19 protein-coding genes and 2 tRNA genes are annotated in these 25,585 nt (G+C 43.6%); 12 read left to right on the top strand and 9 right to left on the bottom strand.

Going from position 1 to position 25,585, the window contains the following annotated elements:
• Positions 1-112 precede the first annotated feature (112 nt).
• The 5 genes from QJS82_RS08265 to ruvB all read left to right on the top strand — a co-directional run bounded on the left by QJS82_RS08265 (position 113) and on the right by ruvB (position 5,483).
• A complete protein-coding gene (locus tag QJS82_RS08265; RefSeq protein ID WP_281490160.1) occupies positions 113-1,327 on the top strand; it encodes a phosphoglycerate kinase in 1,215 nt (404 codons plus the stop codon).
• A 276-nt stretch (positions 1,328-1,603) separates the two neighbouring features.
• Entirely contained in the window at positions 1,604-1,990 is a 387-nt protein-coding gene (locus QJS82_RS08260) for a hypothetical protein (RefSeq protein ID WP_281490159.1), read from the top strand.
• 432 nt (positions 1,991-2,422) lie between these two features.
• Positions 2,423-3,460 (top strand): class II fructose-bisphosphate aldolase, encoded by a 1,038-nt coding sequence (gene fba / locus QJS82_RS08255; RefSeq protein WP_281490158.1) that lies wholly within the window; start codon positions 2,423-2,425, stop codon positions 3,458-3,460.
• Positions 3,461-3,579: 119 nt separating this feature from the next.
• Positions 3,580-4,200, top strand: coding sequence for a Holliday junction branch migration protein RuvA (ruvA, locus tag QJS82_RS08250; protein WP_281491698.1), 621 nt, complete (start codon positions 3,580-3,582; stop codon positions 4,198-4,200).
• 302 nt (positions 4,201-4,502) lie between these two features.
• Positions 4,503-5,483 (top strand): Holliday junction branch migration DNA helicase RuvB, encoded by a 981-nt coding sequence (gene ruvB / locus QJS82_RS08245; RefSeq protein ID WP_201563046.1) that lies wholly within the window; start codon positions 4,503-4,505, stop codon positions 5,481-5,483.
• Between the two features lie 223 nt (positions 5,484-5,706).
• Here ruvB and QJS82_RS08240 read toward each other — a convergent pair whose 3' ends face one another.
• The 5 genes from QJS82_RS08240 to QJS82_RS08220 form a co-directional block, all read right to left on the bottom strand.
• Positions 5,707-7,143, bottom strand: coding sequence for an FAD-binding oxidoreductase (locus QJS82_RS08240; protein ID WP_281490157.1), 1,437 nt, complete (start codon positions 7,141-7,143; stop codon positions 5,707-5,709).
• A 186-nt stretch (positions 7,144-7,329) separates the two neighbouring features.
• Entirely contained in the window at positions 7,330-8,988 is a 1,659-nt protein-coding gene (locus tag QJS82_RS08235; protein WP_281490156.1) for an ABC1 kinase family protein, read from the bottom strand.
• Between the two features lie 105 nt (positions 8,989-9,093).
• Positions 9,094-9,789: a ubiquinone biosynthesis accessory factor UbiJ gene (locus QJS82_RS08230; protein ID WP_281490155.1), complete on the bottom strand. Its 696-nt coding sequence runs from the start codon at positions 9,787-9,789 to the stop codon at positions 9,094-9,096.
• Positions 9,790-9,953: 164 nt separating this feature from the next.
• On the bottom strand, positions 9,954-11,078 hold the full coding sequence (gene ubiE, locus QJS82_RS08225) for a bifunctional demethylmenaquinone methyltransferase/2-methoxy-6-polyprenyl-1,4-benzoquinol methylase UbiE (RefSeq protein WP_281490154.1): 1,125 nt from the start codon (positions 11,076-11,078) through the stop codon (positions 9,954-9,956).
• A 136-nt stretch (positions 11,079-11,214) separates the two neighbouring features.
• Positions 11,215-11,925 carry an FFLEELY motif protein gene (locus QJS82_RS08220; protein WP_281490153.1) on the bottom strand — a complete coding sequence of 237 codons (711 nt, stop codon included), beginning with the start codon at positions 11,923-11,925 and terminating at the stop codon, positions 11,215-11,217.
• Positions 11,926-12,210: 285 nt separating this feature from the next.
• On the opposite strand from QJS82_RS08220, the gene QJS82_RS08215 reads away from it, so the two are divergent.
• A complete protein-coding gene (locus tag QJS82_RS08215) occupies positions 12,211-13,857 on the top strand; it encodes an ATPase (protein ID WP_281490152.1) in 1,647 nt (548 codons plus the stop codon).
• Positions 13,858-14,082: 225 nt separating this feature from the next.
• On the opposite strand, the gene QJS82_RS08210 is transcribed toward QJS82_RS08215, so the two are convergent.
• The gene (locus QJS82_RS08210; RefSeq protein WP_201628795.1) at positions 14,083-14,229 is read right to left on the bottom strand and encodes a hypothetical protein; all 147 of its coding nucleotides are present in this window, start codon (positions 14,227-14,229) and stop codon (positions 14,083-14,085) included.
• A gap of 296 nt (positions 14,230-14,525) precedes the next feature.
• Here QJS82_RS08210 and QJS82_RS08205 point away from each other — a divergent pair, with 296 nt between their 5' ends.
• Positions 14,526-16,133 carry an inorganic phosphate transporter gene (locus QJS82_RS08205; RefSeq protein ID WP_281490151.1) on the top strand — a complete coding sequence of 536 codons (1,608 nt, stop codon included), beginning with the start codon at positions 14,526-14,528 and terminating at the stop codon, positions 16,131-16,133.
• Between the two features lie 225 nt (positions 16,134-16,358).
• On the opposite strand, the gene QJS82_RS08200 is transcribed toward QJS82_RS08205, so the two are convergent.
• Complete coding sequence (locus QJS82_RS08200) at positions 16,359-18,017, bottom strand: aminotransferase class I/II-fold pyridoxal phosphate-dependent enzyme (RefSeq protein WP_281490150.1); 1,659 nt, start codon at positions 18,015-18,017, stop codon at positions 16,359-16,361.
• Positions 18,018-18,602: 585 nt separating this feature from the next.
• On the opposite strand from QJS82_RS08200, the gene msrB reads away from it, so the two are divergent.
• From msrB to QJS82_RS08180, 4 genes are all read left to right on the top strand, one after another.
• Positions 18,603-19,028 carry a peptide-methionine (R)-S-oxide reductase MsrB gene (gene msrB / locus QJS82_RS08195; protein WP_201562918.1) on the top strand — a complete coding sequence of 142 codons (426 nt, stop codon included), beginning with the start codon at positions 18,603-18,605 and terminating at the stop codon, positions 19,026-19,028.
• 152 nt (positions 19,029-19,180) lie between these two features.
• Positions 19,181-19,666 (top strand): glutathione peroxidase, encoded by a 486-nt coding sequence (locus tag QJS82_RS08190; protein ID WP_281490149.1) that lies wholly within the window; start codon positions 19,181-19,183, stop codon positions 19,664-19,666.
• A gap of 321 nt (positions 19,667-19,987) precedes the next feature.
• Positions 19,988-20,063: transfer RNA gene (locus QJS82_RS08185), tRNA-Val, on the top strand.
• A 54-nt stretch (positions 20,064-20,117) separates the two neighbouring features.
• Positions 20,118-20,194: transfer RNA gene (locus QJS82_RS08180), tRNA-Asp, on the top strand.
• Positions 20,195-20,595: 401 nt separating this feature from the next.
• Here QJS82_RS08180 and QJS82_RS08175 read toward each other — a convergent pair.
• Both QJS82_RS08175 and QJS82_RS08170 read right to left on the bottom strand, forming a co-directional pair.
• Positions 20,596-21,339, bottom strand: coding sequence for a siderophore-interacting protein (locus tag QJS82_RS08175; RefSeq protein ID WP_281490148.1), 744 nt, complete (start codon positions 21,337-21,339; stop codon positions 20,596-20,598).
• Between the two features lie 105 nt (positions 21,340-21,444).
• Complete coding sequence (locus QJS82_RS08170; RefSeq protein WP_281490147.1) at positions 21,445-23,649, bottom strand: TonB-dependent siderophore receptor; 2,205 nt, start codon at positions 23,647-23,649, stop codon at positions 21,445-21,447.
• A gap of 422 nt (positions 23,650-24,071) precedes the next feature.
• On the opposite strand from QJS82_RS08170, the gene QJS82_RS08165 reads away from it, so the two are divergent.
• On the top strand, positions 24,072-25,571 hold the full coding sequence (locus QJS82_RS08165; RefSeq protein WP_281490146.1) for a PepSY-associated TM helix domain-containing protein: 1,500 nt from the start codon (positions 24,072-24,074) through the stop codon (positions 25,569-25,571).
• The last annotated feature ends 14 nt before the right edge of the window (positions 25,572-25,585 follow it).

The following is a 25,585-nucleotide window of genomic DNA, read 5'->3' as shown; positions in this document are numbered from 1 at the left end:
ATAAGCAACATCAGCCAAAGACCAACCCATTAGATAATTTGAACAATATTATTCAGACATTAATAAAAAGCCACACGGCAGATTAACCATAGATGATACATAGGAGCAGGTAATGAATTTTTTGCGTATGAGTGAGCTGAGCTTAACCGATAAAGTGGTATTGATTCGTGAAGACTTAAATGTGCCTATTAAAGACGGTAAAGTCAGCAGTGACGCTCGCCTGCAAGCCAGTTTGCCTACCATTAAAATGGCGCTAGAAAAAGGCGCGGCGGTGATTGTCTGCTCACACCTTGGTCGTCCGACTGAAGGCAGCCCTGAAGCCATATATTCGCTCGCACCGGTCGCTGAGTATCTAAGCGATAAATTAGCCGCACAACTATCAAAGCCAGTAAGCTTAAATACTGACTATTTGACTGCAGGCGTGACAATCAACGCCGGCGAAGTCGTATTACTAGAAAACGTGCGCTTTAATAAAGGCGAGAAGAAAAACGATGCCGATTTGGCGCAGAAATACGCTGAGTTGTGCGACGTATTTGTCATGGATGCCTTTGGCACTGCCCACCGTGCGCAAGCATCGACAGAAGGCGTGACCCAAGCCATGCACCAAGCAGGCAAAGTAGCTTGTGCCGGACCTTTACTGGCAGCAGAGCTTGATGCGTTGAGTTTAGCGCTTGAAACGCCTGCACAGCCGATGCTAGCAATCGTTGGTGGCTCGAAAGTATCGACCAAACTTGAAGTACTGCATAGCTTGGCTGAAGTCTGCTCGCAGATTATCGTTGGTGGCGGTATTGCCAACACTTTCCTAGCAGCGCAAGGTCATAGCGTTGGCGCTTCTTTATATGAGGCGGACTTGGTGGACACTGCTCGTGACATCATGAGTAAAACTGAGATTTTATTACCTGAGTATGTGGTCGTTGCTGATAAAAATGACATCAACTTTGATGACTTTACCGGCTCATTACAACAAGCTACTGCAACTATCAAGTCTGTCGATGCGATTGGCGATAATGACATGATCTTAGACATTGCGCCGGCAAGTGCTAAGCAATTGGCTGATGCTATCATCAAGGCAAAAACCATCTTATGGAATGGTCCGGTCGGCGTTTTTGAAGTTGACGCTTTCGGTCAGGGCACCCAAATCGTAGCAAATGCTGTTAAAGACAGCCAAGGTTTCTCGATTGCTGGTGGCGGCGATACCTTAGCGGCGATTGATAAATATCAAGTGGCTGATGGTGTCAGCTATATGTCAACAGGCGGCGGCGCATTCTTAGAATTCGTAGAAGGTAAGTTGTTACCTGCTGTCGCTGCCTTACAAATTCAGGAATAGCGCTTAACGATACTTCAGCAGTTAAGTAACAGTAGACGTACAACTTATCGTGAGCATCTAGGTTAGGCTATAAAAATAATAAGGTGAATGCCATTTTTAGCTTTCAATTGATACTCAACTGTCAATATGAAAGCAATAAGTAAAAGTGGTCACTGATTATTATTAAGTGGTAATTATTTGTTTCTATACTGAAAATTGTTATTGCATGTCTAATTTGCACTCTATAAAATAGCGCAAATCATGTATTTGACATGCTTTATTTACGAGAGGTTTATTATGTTAAAACGTCATTTATTACTTGCTAGCGTACTTGCTGGTACTTTTGCAATCACTGCATGTAGCCAAGAAACACAAGATAAAACGGCAGCTGCTACTGATTCTGCTGCTGAAGATACTGCTGCTAACGCTGATGCTGCCGCTGCTGAAACAGAAGCCGCAGCTGCTGAAGCTGAAGTTGCTGCTCAAAACGCCGGTGCTGAAGTTGCCGAAGGCGCTGAAACTGCCGGTGCTGCTGCGACTGATGCATTAGCAAATACTGGCGAAGCGGTTGTGGTAGGCGCAAATGAAGCCGTGTCTGCTACTGCTGGAGTGGTTGCCGATGGCGCAGCTGCTGTTGAAGATAAAGCCAGTGAAAACGCAGTAGAAGCAGAGCAACAGTACTAATTAGTAATTTTAAGCATTGGTTATAAATACTAATTGCTTTATAAGCCCTCAAAATATTTAAAAAGCTTTGGTAATAGCCAAGGCTTTTTTGTATTTAAAACATTCATCTAGCACAGCCAAATCAAAGACATAAGGTATTTGGTTTTATACGTATTTTTAATAGACCTGTATATGCGATAAGTTTTACCAAATAGATTGATAAAAACCGACCGTATTTTTTATAAATTAAGCAAAGAAATAAATAGTCGGCTAAGCGCTACGAAGCGGTGACAATTTTTGCTATAATCACGGCGTAATAATTACGATAAAAAAACACCAGTTTTTCGCTGGTCTGGCTATATAAGGCTAGGATTTTAGGGCAATTGTTGCAACATCGTATTTTTAAGAATGATTTCTTAATATCATATTCAAAATTTAATCAGAGAGCGTCTTATGGCTTTAATATCGTTACGTCAACTTCTAGATCATGCCGCCGAGCACAGCTACGGTGTTCCTGCCTTTAACGTCAATAACTTAGAGCAGATGCGTGCAATCATGATGGCGGCCGACGCCTGTGACTCACCTGTCATCGTTCAAGCCAGTGCCGGCGCCCGTAGTTATGCAGGTTCTGCGTTTTTACGTCATCTGATTATTGCTGCGATTGAAGAGTGGCCGCATATTCCTGTAGTGATGCATCAAGATCATGGTATGTCACCTGCTATCTGCCAGCGCTCAATTCAGCAGGGCTTCTCGTCAGTAATGATGGATGGCTCGCTTGGTGAAGATGGCAAAACGCCAATGGACTATGATTATAATGCCAGCGTAACCCGCGAAGTGGTCAAAATGGCACACGCATGTGGTGTCTCTGTCGAAGGCGAAATCGGTTGCTTGGGCAGTCTTGAGACAGGAATGGCAGGCGAAGAGGACGGGTCTGGTGCAGAAGGAATCTTAGATCATGAGCAACTATTGACCAGTGCTGATGAAGCCGAGCAGTTTGTTAAAGATACCAATGTGGATGCGTTAGCCATCGCTATCGGTACCAGTCATGGTGCGTATAAATTTACCCGTCCACCGACAGGCGATATCTTATCAATTGAGCGCGTAAAAGAGATTCATGCCCGTATCCCGCACACCCATTTGGTTATGCATGGCTCGTCGTCAGTACCGCAAGAGTGGCTAAAAGTCATCAATGAAAACGGCGGTAACATTGGCGAGACTTATGGTGTACCGGTTGAGCAAATCGTCGAAGCAATTAAGCATGGTGTGCGTAAGGTAAATATCGATACCGATTTACGTTTGGCATCAACGGGCGCTATCCGTAAATTCCTTGCAGAAAATCCAAGCGAATTTGATCCACGTAAATACTTTAAAGCCTCTATGGTTGCGATGTCAGATATCTGTACCAATCGCTTTGAAGCTTTTGGTTCTGCTGGTCAAGCACATAAGGTTCGCCCAATCAGCCTTGAAGGTATGGTCGATTTTTATAAATAAGCGTTGCCAACAAGATATGCTCATTTAATCATAGCAGCGTGGCTTATTTTTAGCGCAGCTTCTATATTTAAGCTTTGTACTTATGTACTGTACGTCGGTTCTATAAAAGGTGATGAATGATGATTGGATTGGTTAGCGGACAGGTGCAATATTTGATGGCGCCGACTGCCTGTGTCATGACCACCTCTGGCGTAGGCTACGATATAGAGCTGCCGCTACCGTCGTTTTGCCAGTTGCGTCTTAATGAGCAGGCGAGCATTTGGACGCATTTTCATGTGCGCGAAGATGCGCAGCTGCTTTATGGCTTTATCGATCGTAAAGAGCGCGATGTCTTTCGTCAATTGATTAAAATCAATGGTGTTGGGGCAAAAATGGCATTGGCTATGCTGTCTGCGATGTCAGCTGCTGAGCTAAAAATGCACGTCGAGCAAGAATCAGAGGCGGCATTGACGCGGATTCCTGGTATCGGTAAAAAGACAGCGCAGCGCTTATTAATTGAGCTAAAAGACAAGCTAAAAAATATCGAGGTTGATAGTAGTAATTTAGAGTTTGCGATTCAGCCTGCGCCCATTTCTGCTGAAGGCAGTATCATCGCTGAGGTGGAAGGCGCGTTAATTAGCTTGGGTTATAAAGAAAGAGAGGCGCAGCAAGCGATTAAAGCCGCTAAGAGTAATGGCGCTACCTTTGCAGATACGCAAAGCTTGCTAAAAGCCACCTTGCAACAGCTATCTGGTTTTTAAGTAATGTGAGCGCGTTATTCTATAGTATAAATAAGTCTTCAATAGATAAGCGACATTCATTGTCGCTTATTTTCGTTTTAGGCTGTGTTTCTTTGACTAGCTGCTTTATGATGTTTTGCATGACTTATACGTAGCGTTTGGTTATGCTGTTTATACCAATCCCAAAAAATATGATTAGCTTCGTCAATCTCGTTTAGTCTCTTAGATGTAGTACTGGCACTCGCTTTCCTAGCTATTAAAAGCTAGTCAAATTTTTGGCAACGGTATTATTTCACCTTTTTAATATAATGATAAAACCTATGATGCAAGATCGTTTGATTAATCCGTTAGAAGGGGCAGGTGATGCGCCTGATTCCAATATTCGACCGGCATTATTGGCTGAATATATCGGTCAGCCGGTGGTGCGTGAGCAGATGGAAGTGTTTATTAGCGCTGCCAGAGGCCGTAACGAGCCGTTGGATCATACACTTATCTTTGGTCCACCGGGCTTAGGGAAGACAACCCTTGCCAATATCATTGCTCGTGAGATGGGCGGCAATCTGCGCTCAACGTCAGGGCCAGTGCTTGAGCGTCCAGGTGATTTAGCCGCCATGCTGACCAATTTAGAAGAAGGTGATGTACTCTTTATCGATGAAATTCATCGCTTGAGCTCTGTTATTGAAGAAATCCTTTATCCTGCAATGGAGGATTTTCAGCTCGATATTATGATTGGTGAAGGGCCTGCAGCGCGTTCTATCAAGCTTGATTTACCGCCGTTTACTTTGGTCGCAGCAACCACGCGAGCAGGGCTATTGACCTCGCCATTACGTGATCGTTTTGGGATTGTGCAGCGCTTAGAGTTTTATAATATTGCTGATTTGACGACGATTGTTAGCCGTGCCGCGCGTTTGATGCGGGTACCGATGAGTGAAGATGGTGCGGTAGAAATTGCTCGCCGTGCGCGTGGTACGCCAAGGATTGCCAATCGATTATTACGCCGTGTGCGTGATTATGCGCAAGTGAGGGGCGACGGTAGTATCAATGGCGCGATAGCCGGTAGTGCGCTCGATATGCTGGCCGTAGATAGACGTGGGCTTGATCATTTAGACAGACGTTATATCGAAATATTGCAAGAGCGTTTTGATGGTGGTCCAGCAGGGGTTGAAGCAGTAGCAGCAGCCATGGCTGAGGATCGCGGTACGTTAGAGGATGTGATTGAGCCGTATTTGATTCAGCAAGGCTATGTACTGCGAACCGCTCGTGGTCGGGTATTGACGCAAATGGCGATTGATCAGATGTTATAGAATAGTCAATTCAAAACGCACGAGGTATATCTTTAATAGCATTGTGCAGGTATAAATTTTTCTCGCTTGCTGTGTGCTTTGCACTCCAGAGGCTTTGAAAAATTCATACCTGCAGCCTCGCATTTGCTTCAAAATAAATGAACCATATTAAAACTAAAAAGCGCCTACCTTTAATCTATCAATTAAAGGTAGGCGCTTTTTTATACTTATTCTTATAAGCTTATTAAATAATCGGTAATGTTTCAGGCCATATCTTGCCGGGATTTAAAATGTTTTTGGGGTCAAGCGCTGACTTAATGGCTTGCATCAGCACTAAGGCATTACCGTGCTCTTGCTGCATATATTTTTGTTTGCCTTGTCCAATACCATGCTCACCGGTACAAGTGCCATCCATCTCAATCGCACGGTTGGCAAGGCGGCTGATGATACCGTCAGCTGTGGCGACTTCTTCAGGATTGTTGGTATCGACCAATAAGAGGACATGAAAATTACCATCGCCTACGTGACCGACGATAGGTCCAATCATGCCAGATGCTTCGATATCTTTTGCTGTCTCACTGACGCATTCTGCCAAGCGTGAAATGGGCACGCAGGCATCGGTGGATAAAGCACTGGCTTCAGGTCTGAGAGCTGAGCTGGCATGATAGGCATTATGCCGTGCTTGCCACAGACGTTTACGCTCAGCTTCATTGGTATCCCAAGCAAAATCCGTACCGCCGAATTCTTCGATGATATCGGTAAAGATTTGAGCTTGTTCAGCGACGCTGGCTTCTGTGCCATGAAACTCTACAAATAGCGTAGGCGTTTCAGTGAGATTGAGGTTGGCGTATTGATTACAGGCTTTGATTTGCATGGCATCGAGCAGCTCAATACGGGCAATGGGCAAGCACATTTGAATGGTCAACATTACCGCCTGACAAGCATCTTCAATCGTTGGGAAGTGGCAGATACCACTGCCAATACACTCACTGATACCAAATAGTTTAAGCGTAACCTCGGTGACGATACCAAGCGTGCCTTCTGAACCGATCATCAATCGCGTCAAATCATAACCAGCAGCAGACTTTTTAGCACGGGTGCCGGTGCGGACAATCTCTCCACTTGCGGTAACGACTTCAAGTGCAAGTACCACATCTTTCATGGTGCCATAGCGGACAGCATTAGTGCCTGAGGCGCGAGTAGCGACCATACCGCCGATACTGGCATTGGCACCGGGGTCTATGGGAAAGAACAAGCCGGTATCACGTAAATAATGGTTAAGTTGCTCACGTGTGACTCCAGGTTGTACGGTAACGGTCAAATCTTCATTATTAACCTGTAATATCGAATCCATCGCATGCATATCGATACACAGCCCGCCATAAGGCGCATTTAATTGACCTTCTAAGGATGAACCAATACCAAAGGCAATCACTGGCATCTGATACTGATTGCAAATCTCAACCGCAGCAGCAACCTCGTGTTTATCTTGTACTGTCAATACCGCGTCGGGTGGCTGATTGGCAAGCCACGTCATGGTATGACCATGCTGCTCACGTATTGTGGTATTGGTGCTCAGTTGTTTGCCAAAGCGTGTTTGCAAAGCGGCAATAGCATCACTATGATTTGGTTTGACTGAATCATGAGGCTTGGAAGGTGATGTAGATGATATGGTCGACATAGGTAAATTCTCCATATAAGACGTATTTTAACTGACCAAACAAGGTGTCAGATAAGATAAAAAGTTAAGCTCTAATTCATTTTGATTGCCGTTAAAGGACAATTAAAATGAATTAGAGCTTATTAGATTAAAATTTAACTTTTATAACTATTAATGAGTATTCACAGCCATTAAAAAATCAGCAATCTAAGCTAGAACCCGCCAAATAACGACAATCATAGCCAATAAATAAAAGATAGGCGCAAACCAACCGACTTGTGTGGCGATGGCAATAAACACGGCAAAACCTGACAGCGCTAGCCAATCACGGCGACGATCATTAAGCATATCAGCGCGTATTTGTTGTATTTCTCGTAGCTGACTGTCTTGGCGCGACCCTTGAGAAGCAAGGCTTTGTAGACCTTGGTCTAGCAGCTTAGGAATATCAGTCGTTGATAATAAAATCTCTGGCAACTGCTGGCGTAAGTGTTGCAAGTTACGCATCGGATCGAGCTGCTCTTTAATCCAGCCGCTTAAAATGGGCTTAGCAAGTGACCAGATATCAAGGTCAGGATATAAATCACGACCAAGTCCTTCGACATGCACTAAGGTTTTGAGTAGCAGCATTAATTGTGGCGGAATACTCATATGATGGCGACGGGCAATATCTAAAATCTGCATCAAGACACCAGCAAAGTCGATATCATTAATGGATTTTTGTAGCATCGGACCGACAGTGCGTTTCATATCACGCATTAAAGCATGCTTATCGGTATTGGGCGGTATCCAACCAGCACGGCTAACGATATCAACCATCGCCGTAAAGTTGTTATTCATCACCGCCAAAAGCATGCGCGCGACAATAAGCTGGTCGTCTTTTGATAGCGTACCCATAATGGCGCAATCAAGGCCGATATAGCGCGGCTCATGACCCAAGTCAACCGCTACCATATTTGCAGTGAGCGTCTTAACCGGCGGCGTTTCTACAAAGACATTACCCGGATGCATATCAGCATGAAAGAAATTATCGCGGAATACTTGGGTAAAAAATATCGTTAAGCCTTTTTTTGCCAGTGCCGCCCGGTCATAACCAAGCTTATCAAACACCTCAACTTGCGAGATAGGAACGCCTTGAATACGCTCCATGACCATGACGTTTTTGGCCGCATCATAAACTTCAGGCACATACATCAGTGCTGAACCCAAGAAGTTATTACGCATTTGGGTGGTATTGTCCGCCTCTAACGTTAAATCCAATTCATTAAGCATGACTTGGCGATAGTCTTCGACAATATCAACGATATGGATGGCACGCGCCGCTTCGATACGCGCCGATGCCCAATTGGCAAGCTCACGCAGTAGCTCAAAGTCTGCAACGATGGTGGTGCGTATATCAGGGCGAACGACCTTTACCACCACTTCACGCCCATCATGTAGAGCCGCCGTATGTACTTGAGCGATAGAGGCTGCTGCTAACGGTTTAACGTCAAAGCGAGCAAATAGCGTGGCGATAGATTGACCCAAACCATATTTCGGGTCTTGAATTTGGGCAATGGCAACGTCAGAGTCGAAAGGCTTGACCTTATCTTGCAGCTGCACCAGTTGTTCGATAATCTCAGGCGGCACCAAATCGCGGCGCGTCGAGAGCAATTGACCCAGTTTTAAAAATAACGTACCCATATCTTCAAGCGCATACTTTATGGCATTGGGCTGATGTTTTTTACCCCAAGCAGCTGGATGCAAGCGAATTAAACGCGCTAAAGGTTGCAGCTGCGGCGCTTCTTCGACAGACAAATGGGTATCAATGCGATAAGCGGCGGCAATACGCCAAAGTTCAAGCAAGCGGGCGCGATGGGATAATAGCATGGGATATAGGTACTCTAAAAATTCGAAAATAGGCTAAATGTTGTATTTTTTATAACGGTATGTGTTTATAAAGAGCGTTTAAACAATCGTAGCATCTACGTATTATTATCTATTATTGCTTAAACGTGCTTGCTCATCTTTGATAGCAGCAAGCTTAGCTTCTTCTCGCTCAATGTCAGCACGCAGTTTTAATAACTGCTGCTTTAAATCATTGACTTCGGCAGCTTCCATCGGGTCAGGAGCAACATTACCGGCTACATCATTGGCCCAGTCGCTGACATCATTAAAGGCGCGTTTAGCACTATGACGCCAGCTGCCTTTTAGCTGTGAGATGAGAAGATGCAGTTGGCTGGCCATCGGTTTACCAATAAAGGGCTCAAGCTGTCCAGCGACATCAGGGTCAAAACCTGCGACCAGTTGTTTAAGTTGCATCAGCACTTTGTAATCACCTGCGATAGGCAAGTTGCCTTCTGTGCCGCGCATCAGGTTGAGCAGTTGGGCAGGATTATCAACGGTAATGATGCAGTCTGGACGACTATGGCCAAGACGCGCACGCTCTAGACTGGCTTTTTGGCGCTCATTCATATTGCCGCTTGGTTCAAACACACTCTCAGTCATGACCGGCTCAAAGCGCAAACGCTCATCGGTAAATAAGACGTCCAAATTCACTTCAGGCGCGCCCATATTTAGACGCAGCACTTTGCCCGCAAGCGGTGCCAGCCCAGCTTTGGTAATCTCATCACTGGCAATGGCGATATTAATCAGCTTTTCGGCACCCGCCAAAAGTAATACAGTCAGCATAAGGCTCTCGCATGTTTGGTTGAGCGCCATAAGCGTGGCGCATATTTCAAAATTGGCTGTTATGCCGATTATCAAACGCCTGCCTAATGACAGACGTTTTTACATTATGAATAAGCTTGTATAGCCAGCTTTTATCACTAGACATTAAGCATAAACAAGCGTGTTTATGCTTTAAAGCCGCGATGGACCGCGACGATACCAGCAGTCAAGTTATGATAATCACAATTTTCAAAGCCAGCTTGTTGCATCATCTGTTTAAGTGTCTGCTGATCAGGATGCATACGAATCGATTCTGCCAAGTATTGATAGCTTTCTGCATCATTGGCAATCAGCTTGCCCATAATTGGCAAAGCAGTAAATGAATACAAATCATAGGCTTTTGATAAAGGCTCAAAGACAGGTTTTGAGAATTCTAAAATCAGTAAACGGCCGCCTGGCTTTAGCACGCGATACATAGATTTTAGGGCTGCGTCTTTGTCTGTGACATTACGCAGACCAAAGCTGATAGTCACTAAATCAAAGCTTTCATCATCGAATGGCGCCAATGTTTCAGCGTTTGCTAAGACAAAATCAACATTATTAGAGCCAGCATTGATTAAGCGCTCACGACCGACTTCTAGCATCGCCGCGTTGATGTCTGATAACACCACATGACCATTGCGACCGACTTCACGGCTGAATACTTTAGCCAAATCGCCTGTACCACCAGCGATATCAAGCACATGCTGACCGGCGCGTACACCTGATAAGCTAATCGCATAACGCTTCCATAAACGATGAATACCAAATGACATTAAGTCATTCATAATGTCGTATTTTTTGGCGACTGAGGTAAAGACATCAGCAACGCGCGCTTGCTTTTCAGCTTTATTAACCGTCTTATAACCAAAATGCGTTTGCTCATTACCATCAGTATCAGGCGTATGCGGGTTTTTGATGTCATCACGCTGGTTAAATAGCGTTTGTTTGGCGGTTTGTGCTTGCGCAGAAGTAGGGTTGGCGCTGTTGTTTAATGTGGCGTTAGCGTTAGTGGTATGGTTTGGCATAGTCGTTTGTTGACCTTGTGGGGTTCCAGTTGGTAAATCTTGCACTTGGGTGAAGTCATTATTATTGTTGTTATCGACTGCGGCATTTTCATTAAGCGTCGTATTAGAAACATGGTTTTGACGCGCTTTTACTTGCGCGGTGATATTTTGATTGTTGGCGATACTGTCTTTGACCAATTTATCTTGCAGGTGACCATGAGAAGTCGCATCAGTTGCAGCATTGTTATTTGAGTTGTCAGTCATACGATTATCCTAATATTCGTTTTTATGATGGCGTATTTTAGCGCTGTTTAAGCCTCACTTGAGCATTGTTGAATCATTATCTAAGTATAGTTTAATCAGTAACAGCGCCGTGAGCCACGTGCATTATTTGACCCTATCATACACCAAACGTTGCTGCCTTACCGCCATTATCCGTGTTGTGAACTTCGTCAATAATCTCAAGCTCACGCTCACAAAATGGTTCGATAAAGCTGCTGACGCTTTTTAGCGGTTTCATGGCTTTAAAGCCTGCATCAATAAAGTCGTAAAGCGGTTGGAAGTTATAGCGATACGCGGCGCCTTTCGCCATTGCAAAGGCTTTTTTGAGCATAAAGGAATTCAGATCTTTATCGGTACGATAGCAGACTTCTTTTAGGTTGTTAATTTGCACACGGCGCTCATCTGCCTCATCAACAGCGCGGTAGGCGGCAAGCATATTCTCTTCATTAACCGCTAAATCTTGAGCAACCAACCACTCGGCCAAATGCAAATCAAGCTCAATGGCCAAGATAGATGCTTGAATGCCCATACTACCGGCTTCTAAAGAAGACTCTTTGGCGAGGCGCTCAAGTTTTTTGGCTTTAGGAAGGATACGTCCTAATTGCTCTGCCAATACTTTAAATTCATCACCACCATACAGCTGGGTTAAGAAATAATCTGCCATTAATTGGTTTTTTGGTTGTTCAAATAGCACGCTGTGCGTACGCTTAATACGCGCTTGTTGCCATGCTTGCACTTCTTTAAGTTTCGTATTTAAGGCAGCATCTTCATGGTGTGGCAGCGCCCAAAAACGGTTTAAGTGCTGTTGTAAATTGGCTAAAGCAGTCATGGCAGGTAATCCTATAAAAAGTAAAAATAACAATCAATCAAATTGATGGTAAAAGGGGTGAGATGGTACTAAATTTTATACTTATAGGCAGCTATTAAAGCATGCTCGCAAGATTTTGTTCACCTTAAAAGAAAATACCGCAGAATACAAATGCCAAACTGTTACATAGCAGGGTTATTTACTGAATTTACGCAATGCTATGATTAACTGTATAAATAAGACAGCTTATAAAACTATAAATAAGACCTGTATAAAAAATTATCTAATAATAAAGCGAGTATGGACATGAGCAAAAAAAATGATACGACTGAGGACCAAGCGCCACAAGCCGTGAGTGACCAATTTAGTAAGCAAGTCATCGAGCAGCGCTTAACGCCCAATCCGTTAAATCTCTTTTCTATGGACAAAGATACGCTGCGATTGGCATTGGTCACCGCACAGTTTGCTCTGCGTGCCACGCGGCAGCAAACACCGCCAACTATGAATAAACCAACAGGGTTATTGGTGCTGGTCAACGGTATGGAGCAAGCAGGCAAGGGCACAGCCGTCACCCAGCTGCGGCAATGGGTCGACCCGCGTTTATTGAAAGTCGAGGCAACCATTGGTGATTGTCCCTTAGAGCATCAGCCGATTTGGCAGGCGCATACCAAGGCGCTGCCGCGTCATGGCGATGTCATGGTTTATTTTGGCAACTGGTATGCTGATTTGCTCTATAACGTCATGCGTATGGCAACGCTAGATAATGAAGCTAAGGAACATAAAGAAAGTGATGAGAAGAATAATGAGCAGCTGAAAGATAAAGCCTTGCCTATTGGCCAATGGCAAGACTATTTAAAACAAGCGCTGACTAAGTTACAAGCCTTTGAACAAGACCTTGCTGCTAATCAAACCAAGCTGCTTAAATGCTGGTTTCATGTCGAAATCGAAACCTTGCAGGCGCGGCTAAATGACGACAAGGCTGATCCAGAATTTTTATATCAAATTGATTGGAAAAACAAAAAGGTCGTCGAAACTTTTAATGAAGTGGCAACGGCGCTATTACGCCAGCAGGGAGATTGGATTATTATCGATGGTGATGACAAATCACAAGCAGCCATGCATTTTTGTCATCAAGTGTTGCAAGCGATGCAAACAGCGTTAGCAAGCAGTCGCATAGAGGAAAGCGAACAGCTAGAAAATGTTAAAAAATTCGAGCCAGTAAAAGTCCCTAAAACTTTGATAAATATCGATGATACCGAGATAGATAAGTCTGAGTACCATGAAGCGCTTGCCGATAAACAAGCGCGCCTTGCTGAGTTGCTACGTGCGCGCAAGGGTAGGCATGTGGTCTTTGCCTTTGAAGGTATGGATGCGGCTGGCAAGGGTGGCGCTATTAAAAGACTGGTTGCGCCGCTCGACCCACGCGAGTATCAGATTTATAATATTGGCGCACCGATGCTGTATGAATTACAACACCCTTATCTATGGCGATTTTGGACCAAACTGCCCAATGAGCAGATCGATCGTATCAGCCGTATCGCTATCTTTGACCGTACGTGGTATGGGCGCGTATTGGTCGAACGTATTGAGGGTTTTGCGACTGATGAAGAATGGCAGCGCGCTTATGATGAGATCAATCGCTTTGAGGCGGATTTGGTAGCAGCTGGCACGATAGTTATAAAATACTGGCTTGCCATCGATAAGAAAGAGCAGCTTAAGCGTTTTGAGGCGCGTGAAGAGACCCCGCATAAGCAATTTAAATTGACCGATGATGATTGGCGTAATCGTGATAACTGGGCAGATTATGTGCAATCGGCAGCTGATATGCTGGCACGTACAAATACAGAGGATGCCCCTTGGTGTGTCATCGCCACCAATGAAAAGCGGCAAGCGCGCCTAGATGTATTAGACCATGCCATTGAGCAGCTATTTTTAGCACTGTCTGATAACTGATTAAAAAGTTTGAGAATTGATTATATTTTGGCTCAGCCAAATTATAAAATATAACAACAAATTTTCACTAAATTGATAGGTTTTATCGCGCTTACATTCACAGTTACAAATCTCGCAATATCATCATGCATTCTGTGTCTATATTTAATATAATAGGCACATTATAAATTCTGCTTTCTACAAAATAGCTCAGCAGTCGGATACTGTATTTGTCATATAAATGCTTTAATCATTACTCACATATTTGTCATAACCAACGCTATCACTATAAAAACCTAAGCCGCAAGCTGCTGTAATCGGACGATTTGGCAATACTACTTGCGGCTTTATGGCATTTTGTGTGATGGTTTTTTTACCTGATATTTTTATCACAAGCAAACTAAGCTAGATATTAGTGCTAGGTATGAGTAGAAAATAATGGTAAACAGACGAAATCGTCTGAGTGATGGATCAATAAGGTATTGCAGGCTAGTTATTCAAACCAATTTTCAAAGCAGTGGTTTAAAAAGTACTTCAATAAACAAGTTCAAAAAACAGTATTTCAAAAACAAGTTGCGTACACGCTATCATAATATTGGGTGGTGAAAACAACACCGTTCATATCCATAGCGCCGCAATGTCATCAATCACATATAATTTCAATCAGCTTACGCAGGACGTATCAACGTATGGGTATTAGCAGCAGTTCTACAGGACCAACCAAAGCAGTCGGTTCTATGAGAATCAATCTATTTTTTGCCATGTTAATGATTGGGATGACCGCTTACTTTTTATGGTGGGGTCTAGATTACACAATGCATCAGCAGACGATGCTATTTATTGTCGCCACTGCTTTTGGTATTTTCATGGCATTCAATATCGGCGGTAATGACGTCGCTAACTCCTTTGGTACCTCAGTGGGTGCGGGGACGTTGACCATTCCGCAAGCCTTGGGTATCGCAGCGATATTTGAAGTGTCGGGCGCGGTGTTGGCAGGCGGTGAAGTCACCGATACCATCCGTAGCGGTATTGTCGACCTAGATGGTCTGTCGGTCACGCCCAACCAGTTTATTTATGTCATGCTGTCAGCGCTCATTGCTGCGGCATTCTGGCTATTATTTGCGACCAAAAAAGGTCTGCCAGTGTCAACCACTCACGCCATTATCGGCGGTATTGTTGGTAGCTCTATTGTTCTTGGAATCACGTTGGGTGGTACCGAGATGGCATTGTCGACTGTCAATTGGGGCACCATTGGCACGATTGCTATCTCTTGGGTCATATCACCATTACTCGGCGGCGTTTTTTCTTACCTTTTATACGGACAGATTAAGAAAAATATCATTGAGTATAATGATAGAACAGAAGCGCACATTGCGACGCTAAAAGGTGATAAAAAAACCTTAAAGCAAAATCACAAAGAGTATCTGGATGGTCTGACCGAATCAGAACAACTGGCTTATACCTCAGCGATGTTACGTGATCAGGAAATCTATAAAGATGATGATTGCGACATTGAAGATTTAGAAACCGATTATTACAAACAGCTTTATGAAATTGAAAACGAGCGCAGCAACCTCGATACGCTAAAAGCATTAAAGCAATGGGTACCTATTATTGCGGCTGCTGGCGGCGCGGTCATGGCCTCTCTGGTTATCTTTAAAGGCTTAAAGAATGTCAATAATGGCATGACGACGCTGCAAGGCTTTTTAATCATGGGCATGATTGCAGCGCTAGTATGGCTTGCGACCTATATCTATACCAAGAGTATCCGCGGTAAGCATAAGGAAGATTTGACCAAAGCGACGTTTATAATGTTTAGCTGGATGCAAGTCTTTACCGCATCAGCCTTTGCCTTTAGTCACGGCTCAAACGATATCGCCAACGCCGTCGGTCCTTTTGCGGCGATTATGGACGTTATCCGTACCAATAGCATTGCTACTGAAGCGGCAGTACCACCTGCAGTTATGTTGACCTTTGGTGTGGCGCTAATCGTTGGTCTTTGGTTTATCGGTAAAGAAGTTATTCAAACCGTTGGTACCAATCTGGCAAAAATGCATCCCGCTTCTGGCTTCTCAGCGGAATTGGCTGCTGCTGCTGTGGTGATGGGCGCTTCAACCATGGGGCTGCCGGTATCGAGTACGCATACCTTAGTTGGCGCGGTACTTGGCATCGGTATCGTCAATAGAGACACCAACTGGGCACTGATGAAGCCTATTGGTTTGGCATGGATTATTACCCTTCCAGCAGCGGCAGCTATGTCAGCAATCAGCTATATTTTCTTAAGTAATATTTTTTAAGACAAAATTTTTTAAATTTGACTTTTAAAGTAGTATTTTTAAAGCCATATTTTTAGAATAGTGTTCTTAAGGTGGTTTTTTAAATTATAGCCGTATGAGTTTTTAACAAGATTTTAACGGTGAGACTTTACTACTTTATCTAACAGCATAAAAAACGCTTATCAGCATCATGCCGATAAGCGTTTTTTTATATCAAAATCAGAGTTAATTTAATCAAAATGAGTTCTATTCGGTGCCAAACTGTTTGCGTTTTTTGGCAAAGAAGCGGTCTAAGCGATCCATGGCATCTTCTAAATCATGCAGGTTGGGCAAAAACACCAAGCGGAAATGGTCGGGTGCATCCCAGTTAAAGCCGGTACCTTGTACCAGTAAGACGTTTTCTTCTACCAATAAATCCATCATAAATGCCATATCATCTTCGATAGGATAGACTTCAGGATCCATCTTTGGAAAGCAATAAAAAGCCCCTTGCGGCATGGTACAAGAGATACCTTTAATGGCGTTTAAGCGTGAGACCGCCATTTCGCGCTGCTTATAGAGACGGCCTTTTTTAGAGGTCAAATCCTTCATGCTTTGGTAACCGCCCATCGCGGTTTGAATGGCATATTGCCCTTGGACGTTTGAACATAGGCGCATAGACGCCAGCATATCCAAACCTTCAATAAAGTCAGCAGCGTGGTGTTTTTTACCAGAAACCATCATCCAACCAGCGCGGAAACCTGCGATACGATGCGACTTTGATAGACCGTTGTAGGACAGCACAAGCACATCATCGGTCAAGGTGCTCATCGGCGTATGCTCCATATCATCATAGAGAATACGGTCATAAATCTCATCGGCCATGATGATTAAATCATGCTCTTTTGCCACCTCAATAATCTGCAGCAGTAATTCATCGCTATACAGTGCACCCGTTGGGTTATTGGGGTTAATAACCACGATGCCTTTGGTTTTAGAAGTGATTTTAGATTTGATGTCCTCGATATCAGGATGCCAATTGTCGTCTTCATTACAGCGATAATGCACGGCTGTACCGCCTGCTAAGTTGGCGGCAGCCGTCCAAAGTGGGTAATCAGGCATTGGCACCAGGACTTCATCGCCATCATTCATTAGCGCCTGCATGGTCATGACAATCAGCTCAGAGACGCCATTGCCCAAATACACATCGCGTACATCGACAGCAGATAGCAGGCCTTTTGATTGATAATATTGCAAGACCGCTTTACGAGCCGCAAAAATTCCTTGTGAGTCTGAATAACCCGTCGCTTCTGGCAGGTTCATCGCTACATCACGCAAAATCTCATGCGGTGCTTCAAGACCGAACGGGGCAGGGTTACCAATATTAAGCTTTAAAATGCGCTTGCCTTCGGCTTCCATTTTATTAGCCGTCTGCAGCAGAGGACCGCGAATATCGTAACAAACGTTTTGTAATTTATCGGATTTTTTTATTGTGTTCATAGAGTGCCCACTTATAGGGTTGTTTTGTGAATTTGGTGCTGCTTGATTTGTCATTGGTTGAGCGTTGCTAACTTGCTTGCTAGAGGCTGCATTTTTATTATGAGCATTTATGCTTTGAGTTGAATCTGCGTTGCTAGCAATATTGCTATCGATGTCGGTATTGATATTAGCTGCACTTTGCAGGTCACCACGCAAAAGGTACCCTTCGCTACAGCCTAAGATACGCGCTAAGGTCGGCAGCTTCGATGATACGATGCCATTGGTGCCGCGCTCCCAGTTAGAGATAGCACCGCGACTGACCTTTGCGCCTGCTGCGGTCATCGCTTGCGCCAATTGCTCGGCAGTCATGCCTTTATCGCGGCGCAGTTGTACCAATCGTTCGGCTTGCGTGCCTTTGTTCGCCTGCAACTCTTTGCTATCAGCCATCGTTATTTACACCTTTTATTAACCAATCAATGCGTTTGTAATGGAATATCTCAATAGAATACTTAGCCATAAACCAGTACTAATGCAAGATATTATTGCAAAGCAACTGCTAATGCAAGTATCAAGATGAATATCCGTAAAATTAATTTTAAATTTATAAGTAAATGCAAGAATAACTTGCATTTAAGGTTGGATGATTAGCTTTTAGAATTTTTTAAACAAATTTGGTGCTAAATGGTGAGTGAAATAAGAAGTCATGAAGCCAGTACTTATTAAGCCAGCACCAATGAAGCGAAAATAATCAAGCATACGACATACGGGCTCAATAAAATTACAACTTTACTCATTTAGGCGGCAAGATAATTTGTTATATTTTACTTCTCTATCTAAATAATTTTCCCAAGACTTTAAGCTCTCAGCTGGCAAGTTGCGCACCTTTATAATAACTACCTTGAATAGTCAGCTGGTAAGCAGCAGATAAAGGCTATCGTTTTTATAAAACGAGCGATAACGTTTTGCGAGAAAATGACAAACAACAAACGAGATAGCCACTCATTTCATCCAAATATTCCATAAGGATAAACGATGCAAGATAATCAATTAAGCAAAGAAGAAATCAGCCAGTTGACCGAAGCGGACTGGAAAGAGCGCCTGAGTGCCGATGAGTATCATGTGATGCGTGAGAAGGGCACAGAGCGTCCATTTACTGGCGTTTATAACGACGTCAATGATAAAGGTATCTACCGCTGTAAAGGCTGCGGTGCAAGCTTATTTGAGTCGGACAGTAAGTTTGATGCCGGTTGTGGCTGGCCAAGCTTCGATCAAGGTATCGATAATGGCGCCATCGATGAGCACGTCGACGACTCGCTAGGCATGCGCCGTACGGAAGTCACGTGCAGCAATTGCGGCGCGCATTTAGGTCACGTATTCCCTGATGGACCTCGTGAGACCACTGGCATGCGCTACTGCATCAACTCGTTATCTATCGATTTAGATAAAACTGAAGAATAAATGTCAATATAGTCAGTAGTTTGGCTTAAATCAGTATTTTAGCCAAAGTTAGACTGATAAGAAGGAAGTACGTGGTGCTTCCTTTTTTCTTCTAAGCCTGCAAATTTCTTATCAACCTGAAAACAATAAAACAATCAATTTAAGGATGAATGATGGGCACTATTTACGATTTTACCGCTGAGCGTATGGACGGCACCTCGCAAGCCTTTGCTGATTATAAAGGTAAGGTGCTATTAATCGTCAATACCGCCAGTAAATGTGGCTTTACCCCGCAATTTGAAGGGTTGGAAGCGTTGTATCAACAATACAAAGATAAAGGCTTGGTCGTGATTGGTTTCCCTTGCAACCAGTTCGGCGCTCAAGACCCCGGCACTAACGATGAGATTGGTGCGTTTTGCCAAAAGAACTATGGTGTCAGCTTTCCGATGATGGCTAAGGTTGATGTCAATGGCGATGAGGCCCATCCGATTTTTGCATGGCTAAAAAATCAAAAGGGCGGGCTGCTGACAGACGGTATCAAATGGAACTTTACTAAGTTTTTAATTGGTATAGATGGGCAAGTCATTGACCGTTATGCGCCAACCACCAAGCCTGAAGCGCTTAAGTCCGATATTGAGCAAGCGCTAGCAGGGAAATAGCCGATAAGCTGAAAAAATTATTGGTTTTGTATAAAATATAAAACCAATGAAAACAGAGGCTTGCCCGTAAAATTGATAAATTCAGCAAAAATAGTTAAGAAAAGGGCAAATACTGTTTGACAGCCATGTGTAAATCTATATAATACACACCCACAGCAAGGGGCTTTATTGATAAAGCAAGTTGCTGTCGGAAACGCTCATTAAGACGTTTCAAAATTAACCATAGCGTGACAACTATAGTTAATAAAAGCTTTAGAAAATCCTATTTAAACGATTTTCTTTTGCGAAGCTAAAAAGCACTGCTTTTTGATATGCTTCTCAGGGTGATTAGCTCAGTTGGTAGAGCGTCTGCCTTACACGCAGAATGTCGGCGGTTCGAATCCGTCATCACCCACCACTCTTTTAGCGAGTGCGTCCTGTTGATAAGGACAAGATGCTAAAAACGACCTAAGCAGCGGTAGTTCAGTTGGTTAGAATACCGGCCTGTCACGCCGGGGGTCGCGGGTTCGAGTCCCGTCCGCTGCGCCATATTTAAAACGAATTTAGACTTTCGAGTTTAAGCAAGTTTCGCCTCAAGTATTCGTTTACTTGAGGTTTTTTTGTGTCTGATTTTTCTTTTAGAGCTTTTGTCTATAAGGGCTTGGCGCCTTCCCTCGATTGGTCTTTACGAAATGGTCTACTCTTTAACAATGCATAAATGATAATTTTTTATGCATGCATTCTGCCTTTTGGAAATCGGTGACCAAGTGCTCAGTGACCAAACGGTGACCATTTTGTGACCAAGGTTGTTAAAGTTTGATGACGTTCATAAAGTAATCGACGTCTAGGATATTATAATCTAGCCTACGAATGAGTTAATGAAAACATCAGAACTAATAGCCCTCAAATCATTGTTAACACAACTCGGATTTTTGAAGGTGGATAGCATATTATTCTAGGTTTTGCGCATCTTCCTGCTTCTCAATTTTATGCTGATCTTCTGTACGCTCTACTTTCCAGTAGCTAGATATATATAAATGCGTTTTAGCTATGGACCGGTTGAATTTAAAATAATCACGCAGTACACGCATACTATGGAATTCACAAGCAGCCCAAACAGCAGGTTGCCCTTCAAGCCAAGTAATGGTTTTAACATACTCAAGTAAAGGGCTGCTTGCGGAGTTTGGAGTAGGATTTATAACCCAGTAAATGTCAACGTTCTTAGGTTTTTTAAGATTTTGTCGATCTGCCTCGCTGCTGATCTCAAGGATGGCATAGCCGCGTGCATCGTCAGGTAATTGTGCAAGATTGACAGCAATCGCAGGTAGTGCAGTCATGTCACCTATTAATAAAAACCAATCTGCCTCATTATTAATCAGCTTCTTTGGTCCTGGTCCGCCTACCAATATTTGCTCACCCACTTGGGCGTTACGTGCCCACATTGAAGCAGGGCCTTCAGCGTCGTGCAAGGCAAAATCGATATCTATTTCACCCTCACGTTGACCACTTATAGTATAGGTGCGCATTAGTGGTCGAGCCCCATGGCCTTGAGGAAATATGAGTTTGATATAAGCGCTTTCTTGATCTGTTGGAAAGTCAATCAAGCCAGCACCGCCAAGCGTGACGCGGTACATCTGTGGCGTGATGTATTTGGTACAAATAACATCCAGTATTCTTGGAGCGGGTTTTGCCATTTTGATACCTTTCTTAATTTAAGTGTTTCATTTTTTAAGTCATCAGTTTGGATAACGCCAGTATATAAAATTGACATTCTCTAGTAATGATAAGCTCTACGTTGTTTAAAAGCTGGCCTTTAGACTGACGGACATTTGGCGCTCGGGTCCCATCCAGCAGTTATTGCTATCGTAGCAAGTACCGACATAGGTTTTATCAAACAAATTATTGATACTAGCGCTGACCGTGAGCATCGGATTGACCTTATAGCTGCCACCAATATCTACCAATGTCACACTTGGCAGCTCGTCTGAATTTTGCTTATCAAGTTGCATGCCGTTTTCATAGCGAACCCCTGCATTGAGGGTAAGCTTATCTGTGGCGTAATAGTCTGCCCACAGTGTCGCCTTGTGCTTAGCGGTTTGGGCAGGAGTGTTACCGACCACGTCAGGGTTGAATTCATCTTCGGTAATCTCTGCATCGATATAGCTGTAGCTTGCAGCAATATCTACCCAATCACTTAGCATATGGCTGCCTGAAACCTCGAAACCTTTAGAGGTAATTTCACCCGTTTGAACTTTCTGTTGAGAATTAGCAGGGTTTGTTACTACGACGTTCTTTTGCGTGATATCAAACACCGCCAACGTTCCTTGTGTGGCGCGATCTGGGGACAGATATTTGATACCAGCTTCTAACTGGTCAGCGGTGGTTGGCTCAAATGCCTTATTAGTAATGAAGTTGCTACCGACAACAGGCTGAAACGACTGTGAATAGCTGGCATAAGGAGAGAAGCCATTATCAAAGTCATAAATGGTAGCAAGACGACCACTGGTTTTTGATGCGTCATTAAAAACAGTTTTTTCGCCAGGTGTACCTAGGTAGCTTGATTTTTGCTCATTGGTGCTTTCAAAATCGTCATGGCGTAATCCTGCTACTACCGTCAAATCTTGCCACTGTATCTCATCTTGTATATAAAACCCCAGCTGGCTTTGTTCGATATCATCTTTCTGTCGATAAATATCTAATGGCAAAGTGTCAGCATTGATTTGGGAAGAATCGGGTTTGGACAAATCAAGGTTTGGTGTGCCATCTGTGCCAGCATCATAATAAGTGGCGCTACTGTCAGTTTCTTGATATTCCACACCAAATAATAAATTATGCGAAGTATTGGCAGTATCTAACTGATAAGCCAGCTGATTGTCTGTGGTCCAGTTGTTCATCTTTTCATCAGTGGTATAGGCCACACGATTTAAAATCTTGTCGCTACCCGTGATAAACCCTTCTTGATTGTACATATTGCGCTGCTGCGCTTCGGCATCGGTATAGCGTAGGATATGCTTAAAGGTTAATTTGTCATTGATAGCCCAGTTGACAGTCACACTTGGCATTATTACTTCTTTGCTAAAATGATTCCACTCGTCACCTGCGTAGGCATCACTATCTAGCTTGCCATAGCTGGCATTGTAGACTGTCCCAACAGCAGGAAGCGGAGTAGAAGGCACCATCTCTGGATCGTCTTGGTAAAAAAGATTGGCAAGAACGGAGACATCTTCTGTCGGTCGCCATTCAAGTGACGGATTAATTAAAGTGCGCTCTTCTTCTGTGGTCTGCATCTGTCCCTCTTTTTTACGTTTTAATGCCACCAAGCGATAATTGAGCGTATCTGAAATAGGGCCTGTCGTATCGACTGCCATTTCTTTGAGATTTTGGTTGCCAAGTCGTAACTGCACTTCAGATGCTTGGGTGCTTTTTGGTGTTTTGGCGACCTGATTGACCATGCCACCTGGAGCCGCGTAGCCGTAAAGTGAGGAAGCCGGACCTTTTAAGATTTCTACCGCTTCTGTCGCATAAATGTCTACTTGCGGCATCAGGTTCCAAGCACCGTCATAGGGGAGGCGTAATCCATCATAAAAATTGGAATAAGTCTTAAAACCGCGAATATTGTATTCATCAAAAATAGATACCGTACCACGGCTCTCAGTACTCACGCCGGGCTCGTAACGCAAGGCCGCGTTGACACTGTCTGCTTGGCGTTTTTGTAATAGTTCTTGATTGATTCTCGTATAACTTATTGGGGCATCATTAGGGTCTAATGCGGTTTTGGTGCCCGTACTACGGTAGCTATCGGCATAAACAGTAATAGTATCTAAGGTCGTCACTGGTGTCGGATTAACCGTAGCAACATTCTCATCTTTGTTTTGGATATCTTCAATATGATTTGTCGTTTCTTCTGCATATGCAGCATGGCTAATACTCATTAATAAGCCAATCCTGACTGCCATTTTTAATTGTTTTTTTCGGGCAGATTCGGAACGTAAAAGAGACGGCATCGTATTTCCTTTCAGATAGAAGTAGTTGACGGTTTTAAATTAAAAGATAAGTATATAAATATGGGGATAATGATAACACTAATGATTATTGTTATCATTAAAAAATTACAATAAGAGTTTTTATAGAAGCATTGGAGGTATTTATTGTCAGCACTTATACAGAATACATAAGGTGTAAGTGAGGAAAAATCATTACTGATTAAAATTATAAAAAGTTAAAAAGCACCTCATATAAGGCCAATTATTTCCTATAAATCGCAGTGTTTTGATGAGTTTTCTTGTATGATGCTGCCATCTTTAAAAACACGTTATAGGCTTGGAAATATTTTGGGTCGAATCTAACAATCAGCTATTTTATATTACTATTATCAATGCGTTCATGACGTTAATTGAGCAGCTAAAGATGGTTAAAGGTCATATTTATGAGTAGAGATACACGTCAACCCCCTAACAATCAACGCTATTTTACAGTATGGAGATGGCATTTTTATGCAGGCATGTTTATTGCCCCTTTTTTGATTATTTTAGCGTTTACAGGACTTGGCATGCTGCTTATGTCCAATACAACAGGCCGAGATAGTGATCGTTTAACCGTTACCCCTCTACAGTCTATGGTTCAAGCACCAATCGCCAATCAAGCAAAAAACGCCCTTCAAACCTTACCAGATAGCACGCTGATTAAATATATCGCACCCCGCAACACCGATACGGTGGCCTTGTTTCAAGTGATATCAGATGGGCATGACAATATGGTGGCGGTGAATCCGTACACAGGTGATATTGTTAAAAGTACCCCCACTAATACGGGCTTGTACAATACCCTTGATAGTATTCATAGCGATTTGCTGTTAGGGAAGGTTGGTGATTTTATTCAAGAAGCCACCGCCTCATTAACTATTTTGATGGTTTTAACGGGTTGGTACTTGTGGTGGCAAAAACGCAAATCTGTCAAAGCTATGTTGATTCCTGATGATAGTAACCTAAAGAAAAAGCGTTCATTTTTCCGTACTATTCACGCCACCTTAGGCACTTGGATATCCATTGTCTTGTTGTTTTTTTGCATTTCAGGCATGGCTTGGGCAGGTATTTGGGGCGAGCGAATCATACAAGCTTGGAGTCAGTTTCCGGCCGGTAAATGGGGCGTGGCCCCCATGCCACTTTCGATTGACCATGGTCAGCGTCATGCGGGTATGGATATGGATAACGCCAATGCCGCGCTGCACGTTCATGGAGCAGCACCAACGCCTGCAGCAACACATGGTCGTGTATTAAATACGGGCAGCACCAAAGAGGTACCTTGGGTGCTAGAACTGACACCGATGCCGCTGTCAGGGTCAACGAAAGGTGAGAACGGTATCGCGCCTAATATTCCCATTATGATTGATACGGTAGATAGGTTTGCTCGTGAGATTGGCTTTGAAGGGCGTTATCAGCTGAATCTACCACAAGGCGCGACAGGAGTGTGGACGATTAGCCAAGATTCTATGAGCTACGATATGAAAAGTCCAACCGCTGACCGTACGGTACATATCGACCGCTATTCGGGGAAGATATTGGCTGATATCCGCTTTGAGGATTACAATGCTTTTGGCAAGTTTATGGCAGCGGGTGCGGCTATTCACATGGGAACGCTGGGATTATGGAGCGTGTTAGCCAATGGACTGTTTTGCTTATCAGTGATTGCAATTTGTGTGAGCGGTTATGTCATATGGTGGCAACGTCGTCCTCGTAATGCCAACGAAATCATTGGACTAAATCCGCCAGCACGTGGACAAGATTTCTCCATATGGTGGCCGTTTGCCATTCCATTGCTTGTTGTGGCTATTATATTCCCAGCAGCAATCATTGTGATTATGGCTATTGCGTTGTTGGATTTTTTGATAATTTCTCGGGCGCACTTTGTACAGAAGCTATTCAAATAAACGATATGCTTAAA

The sequence above is a fragment of the Psychrobacter maritimus genome (assembly GCF_029953575.1).
In the GTDB taxonomy this organism is placed as follows: domain Bacteria; phylum Pseudomonadota; class Gammaproteobacteria; order Pseudomonadales; family Moraxellaceae; genus Psychrobacter; species Psychrobacter maritimus.
Note: the sequence above shows the minus strand (reverse complement) of the source record. Positions and strands in the feature narration are given on the sequence as shown.

What these genes read in the sequence shown, in the direction of transcription:
- QJS82_RS08265 (WP_281490160.1), top strand. Translation starts at nt 113, where the DNA reads ATGAATTTTTTGCGTATGAGTGAGCTGAGCTTAACCGATAAAGTGGTA.
- QJS82_RS08260 (WP_281490159.1), top strand. Translation starts at nt 1,604, where the DNA reads ATGTTAAAACGTCATTTATTACTTGCTAGCGTACTTGCTGGTACTTTT.
- fba (WP_281490158.1), top strand. Translation starts at nt 2,423, where the DNA reads ATGGCTTTAATATCGTTACGTCAACTTCTAGATCATGCCGCCGAGCAC.
- ruvA (WP_281491698.1), top strand. Translation starts at nt 3,580, where the DNA reads ATGATTGGATTGGTTAGCGGACAGGTGCAATATTTGATGGCGCCGACT.
- ruvB (WP_201563046.1), top strand. Translation starts at nt 4,503, where the DNA reads ATGCAAGATCGTTTGATTAATCCGTTAGAAGGGGCAGGTGATGCGCCT.
- QJS82_RS08240 (WP_281490157.1), bottom strand. Translation starts at nt 7,143, where the DNA reads ATGTCGACCATATCATCTACATCACCTTCCAAGCCTCATGATTCAGTC.
- QJS82_RS08235 (WP_281490156.1), bottom strand. Translation starts at nt 8,988, where the DNA reads ATGCTATTATCCCATCGCGCCCGCTTGCTTGAACTTTGGCGTATTGCC.
- QJS82_RS08230 (WP_281490155.1), bottom strand. Translation starts at nt 9,789, where the DNA reads ATGCTGACTGTATTACTTTTGGCGGGTGCCGAAAAGCTGATTAATATC.
- ubiE (WP_281490154.1), bottom strand. Translation starts at nt 11,078, where the DNA reads ATGACTGACAACTCAAATAACAATGCTGCAACTGATGCGACTTCTCAT.
- QJS82_RS08220 (WP_281490153.1), bottom strand. Translation starts at nt 11,925, where the DNA reads ATGACTGCTTTAGCCAATTTACAACAGCACTTAAACCGTTTTTGGGCG.
- QJS82_RS08215 (WP_281490152.1), top strand. Translation starts at nt 12,211, where the DNA reads ATGAGCAAAAAAAATGATACGACTGAGGACCAAGCGCCACAAGCCGTG.
- QJS82_RS08205 (WP_281490151.1), top strand. Translation starts at nt 14,526, where the DNA reads ATGGGTATTAGCAGCAGTTCTACAGGACCAACCAAAGCAGTCGGTTCT.
- QJS82_RS08200 (WP_281490150.1), bottom strand. Translation starts at nt 18,017, where the DNA reads ATGGCTGATAGCAAAGAGTTGCAGGCGAACAAAGGCACGCAAGCCGAA.
- msrB (WP_201562918.1), top strand. Translation starts at nt 18,603, where the DNA reads ATGCAAGATAATCAATTAAGCAAAGAAGAAATCAGCCAGTTGACCGAA.
- QJS82_RS08190 (WP_281490149.1), top strand. Translation starts at nt 19,181, where the DNA reads ATGGGCACTATTTACGATTTTACCGCTGAGCGTATGGACGGCACCTCG.
- QJS82_RS08175 (WP_281490148.1), bottom strand. Translation starts at nt 21,339, where the DNA reads ATGGCAAAACCCGCTCCAAGAATACTGGATGTTATTTGTACCAAATAC.
- QJS82_RS08170 (WP_281490147.1), bottom strand. Translation starts at nt 23,649, where the DNA reads ATGCCGTCTCTTTTACGTTCCGAATCTGCCCGAAAAAAACAATTAAAA.
- QJS82_RS08165 (WP_281490146.1), top strand. Translation starts at nt 24,072, where the DNA reads ATGAGTAGAGATACACGTCAACCCCCTAACAATCAACGCTATTTTACA.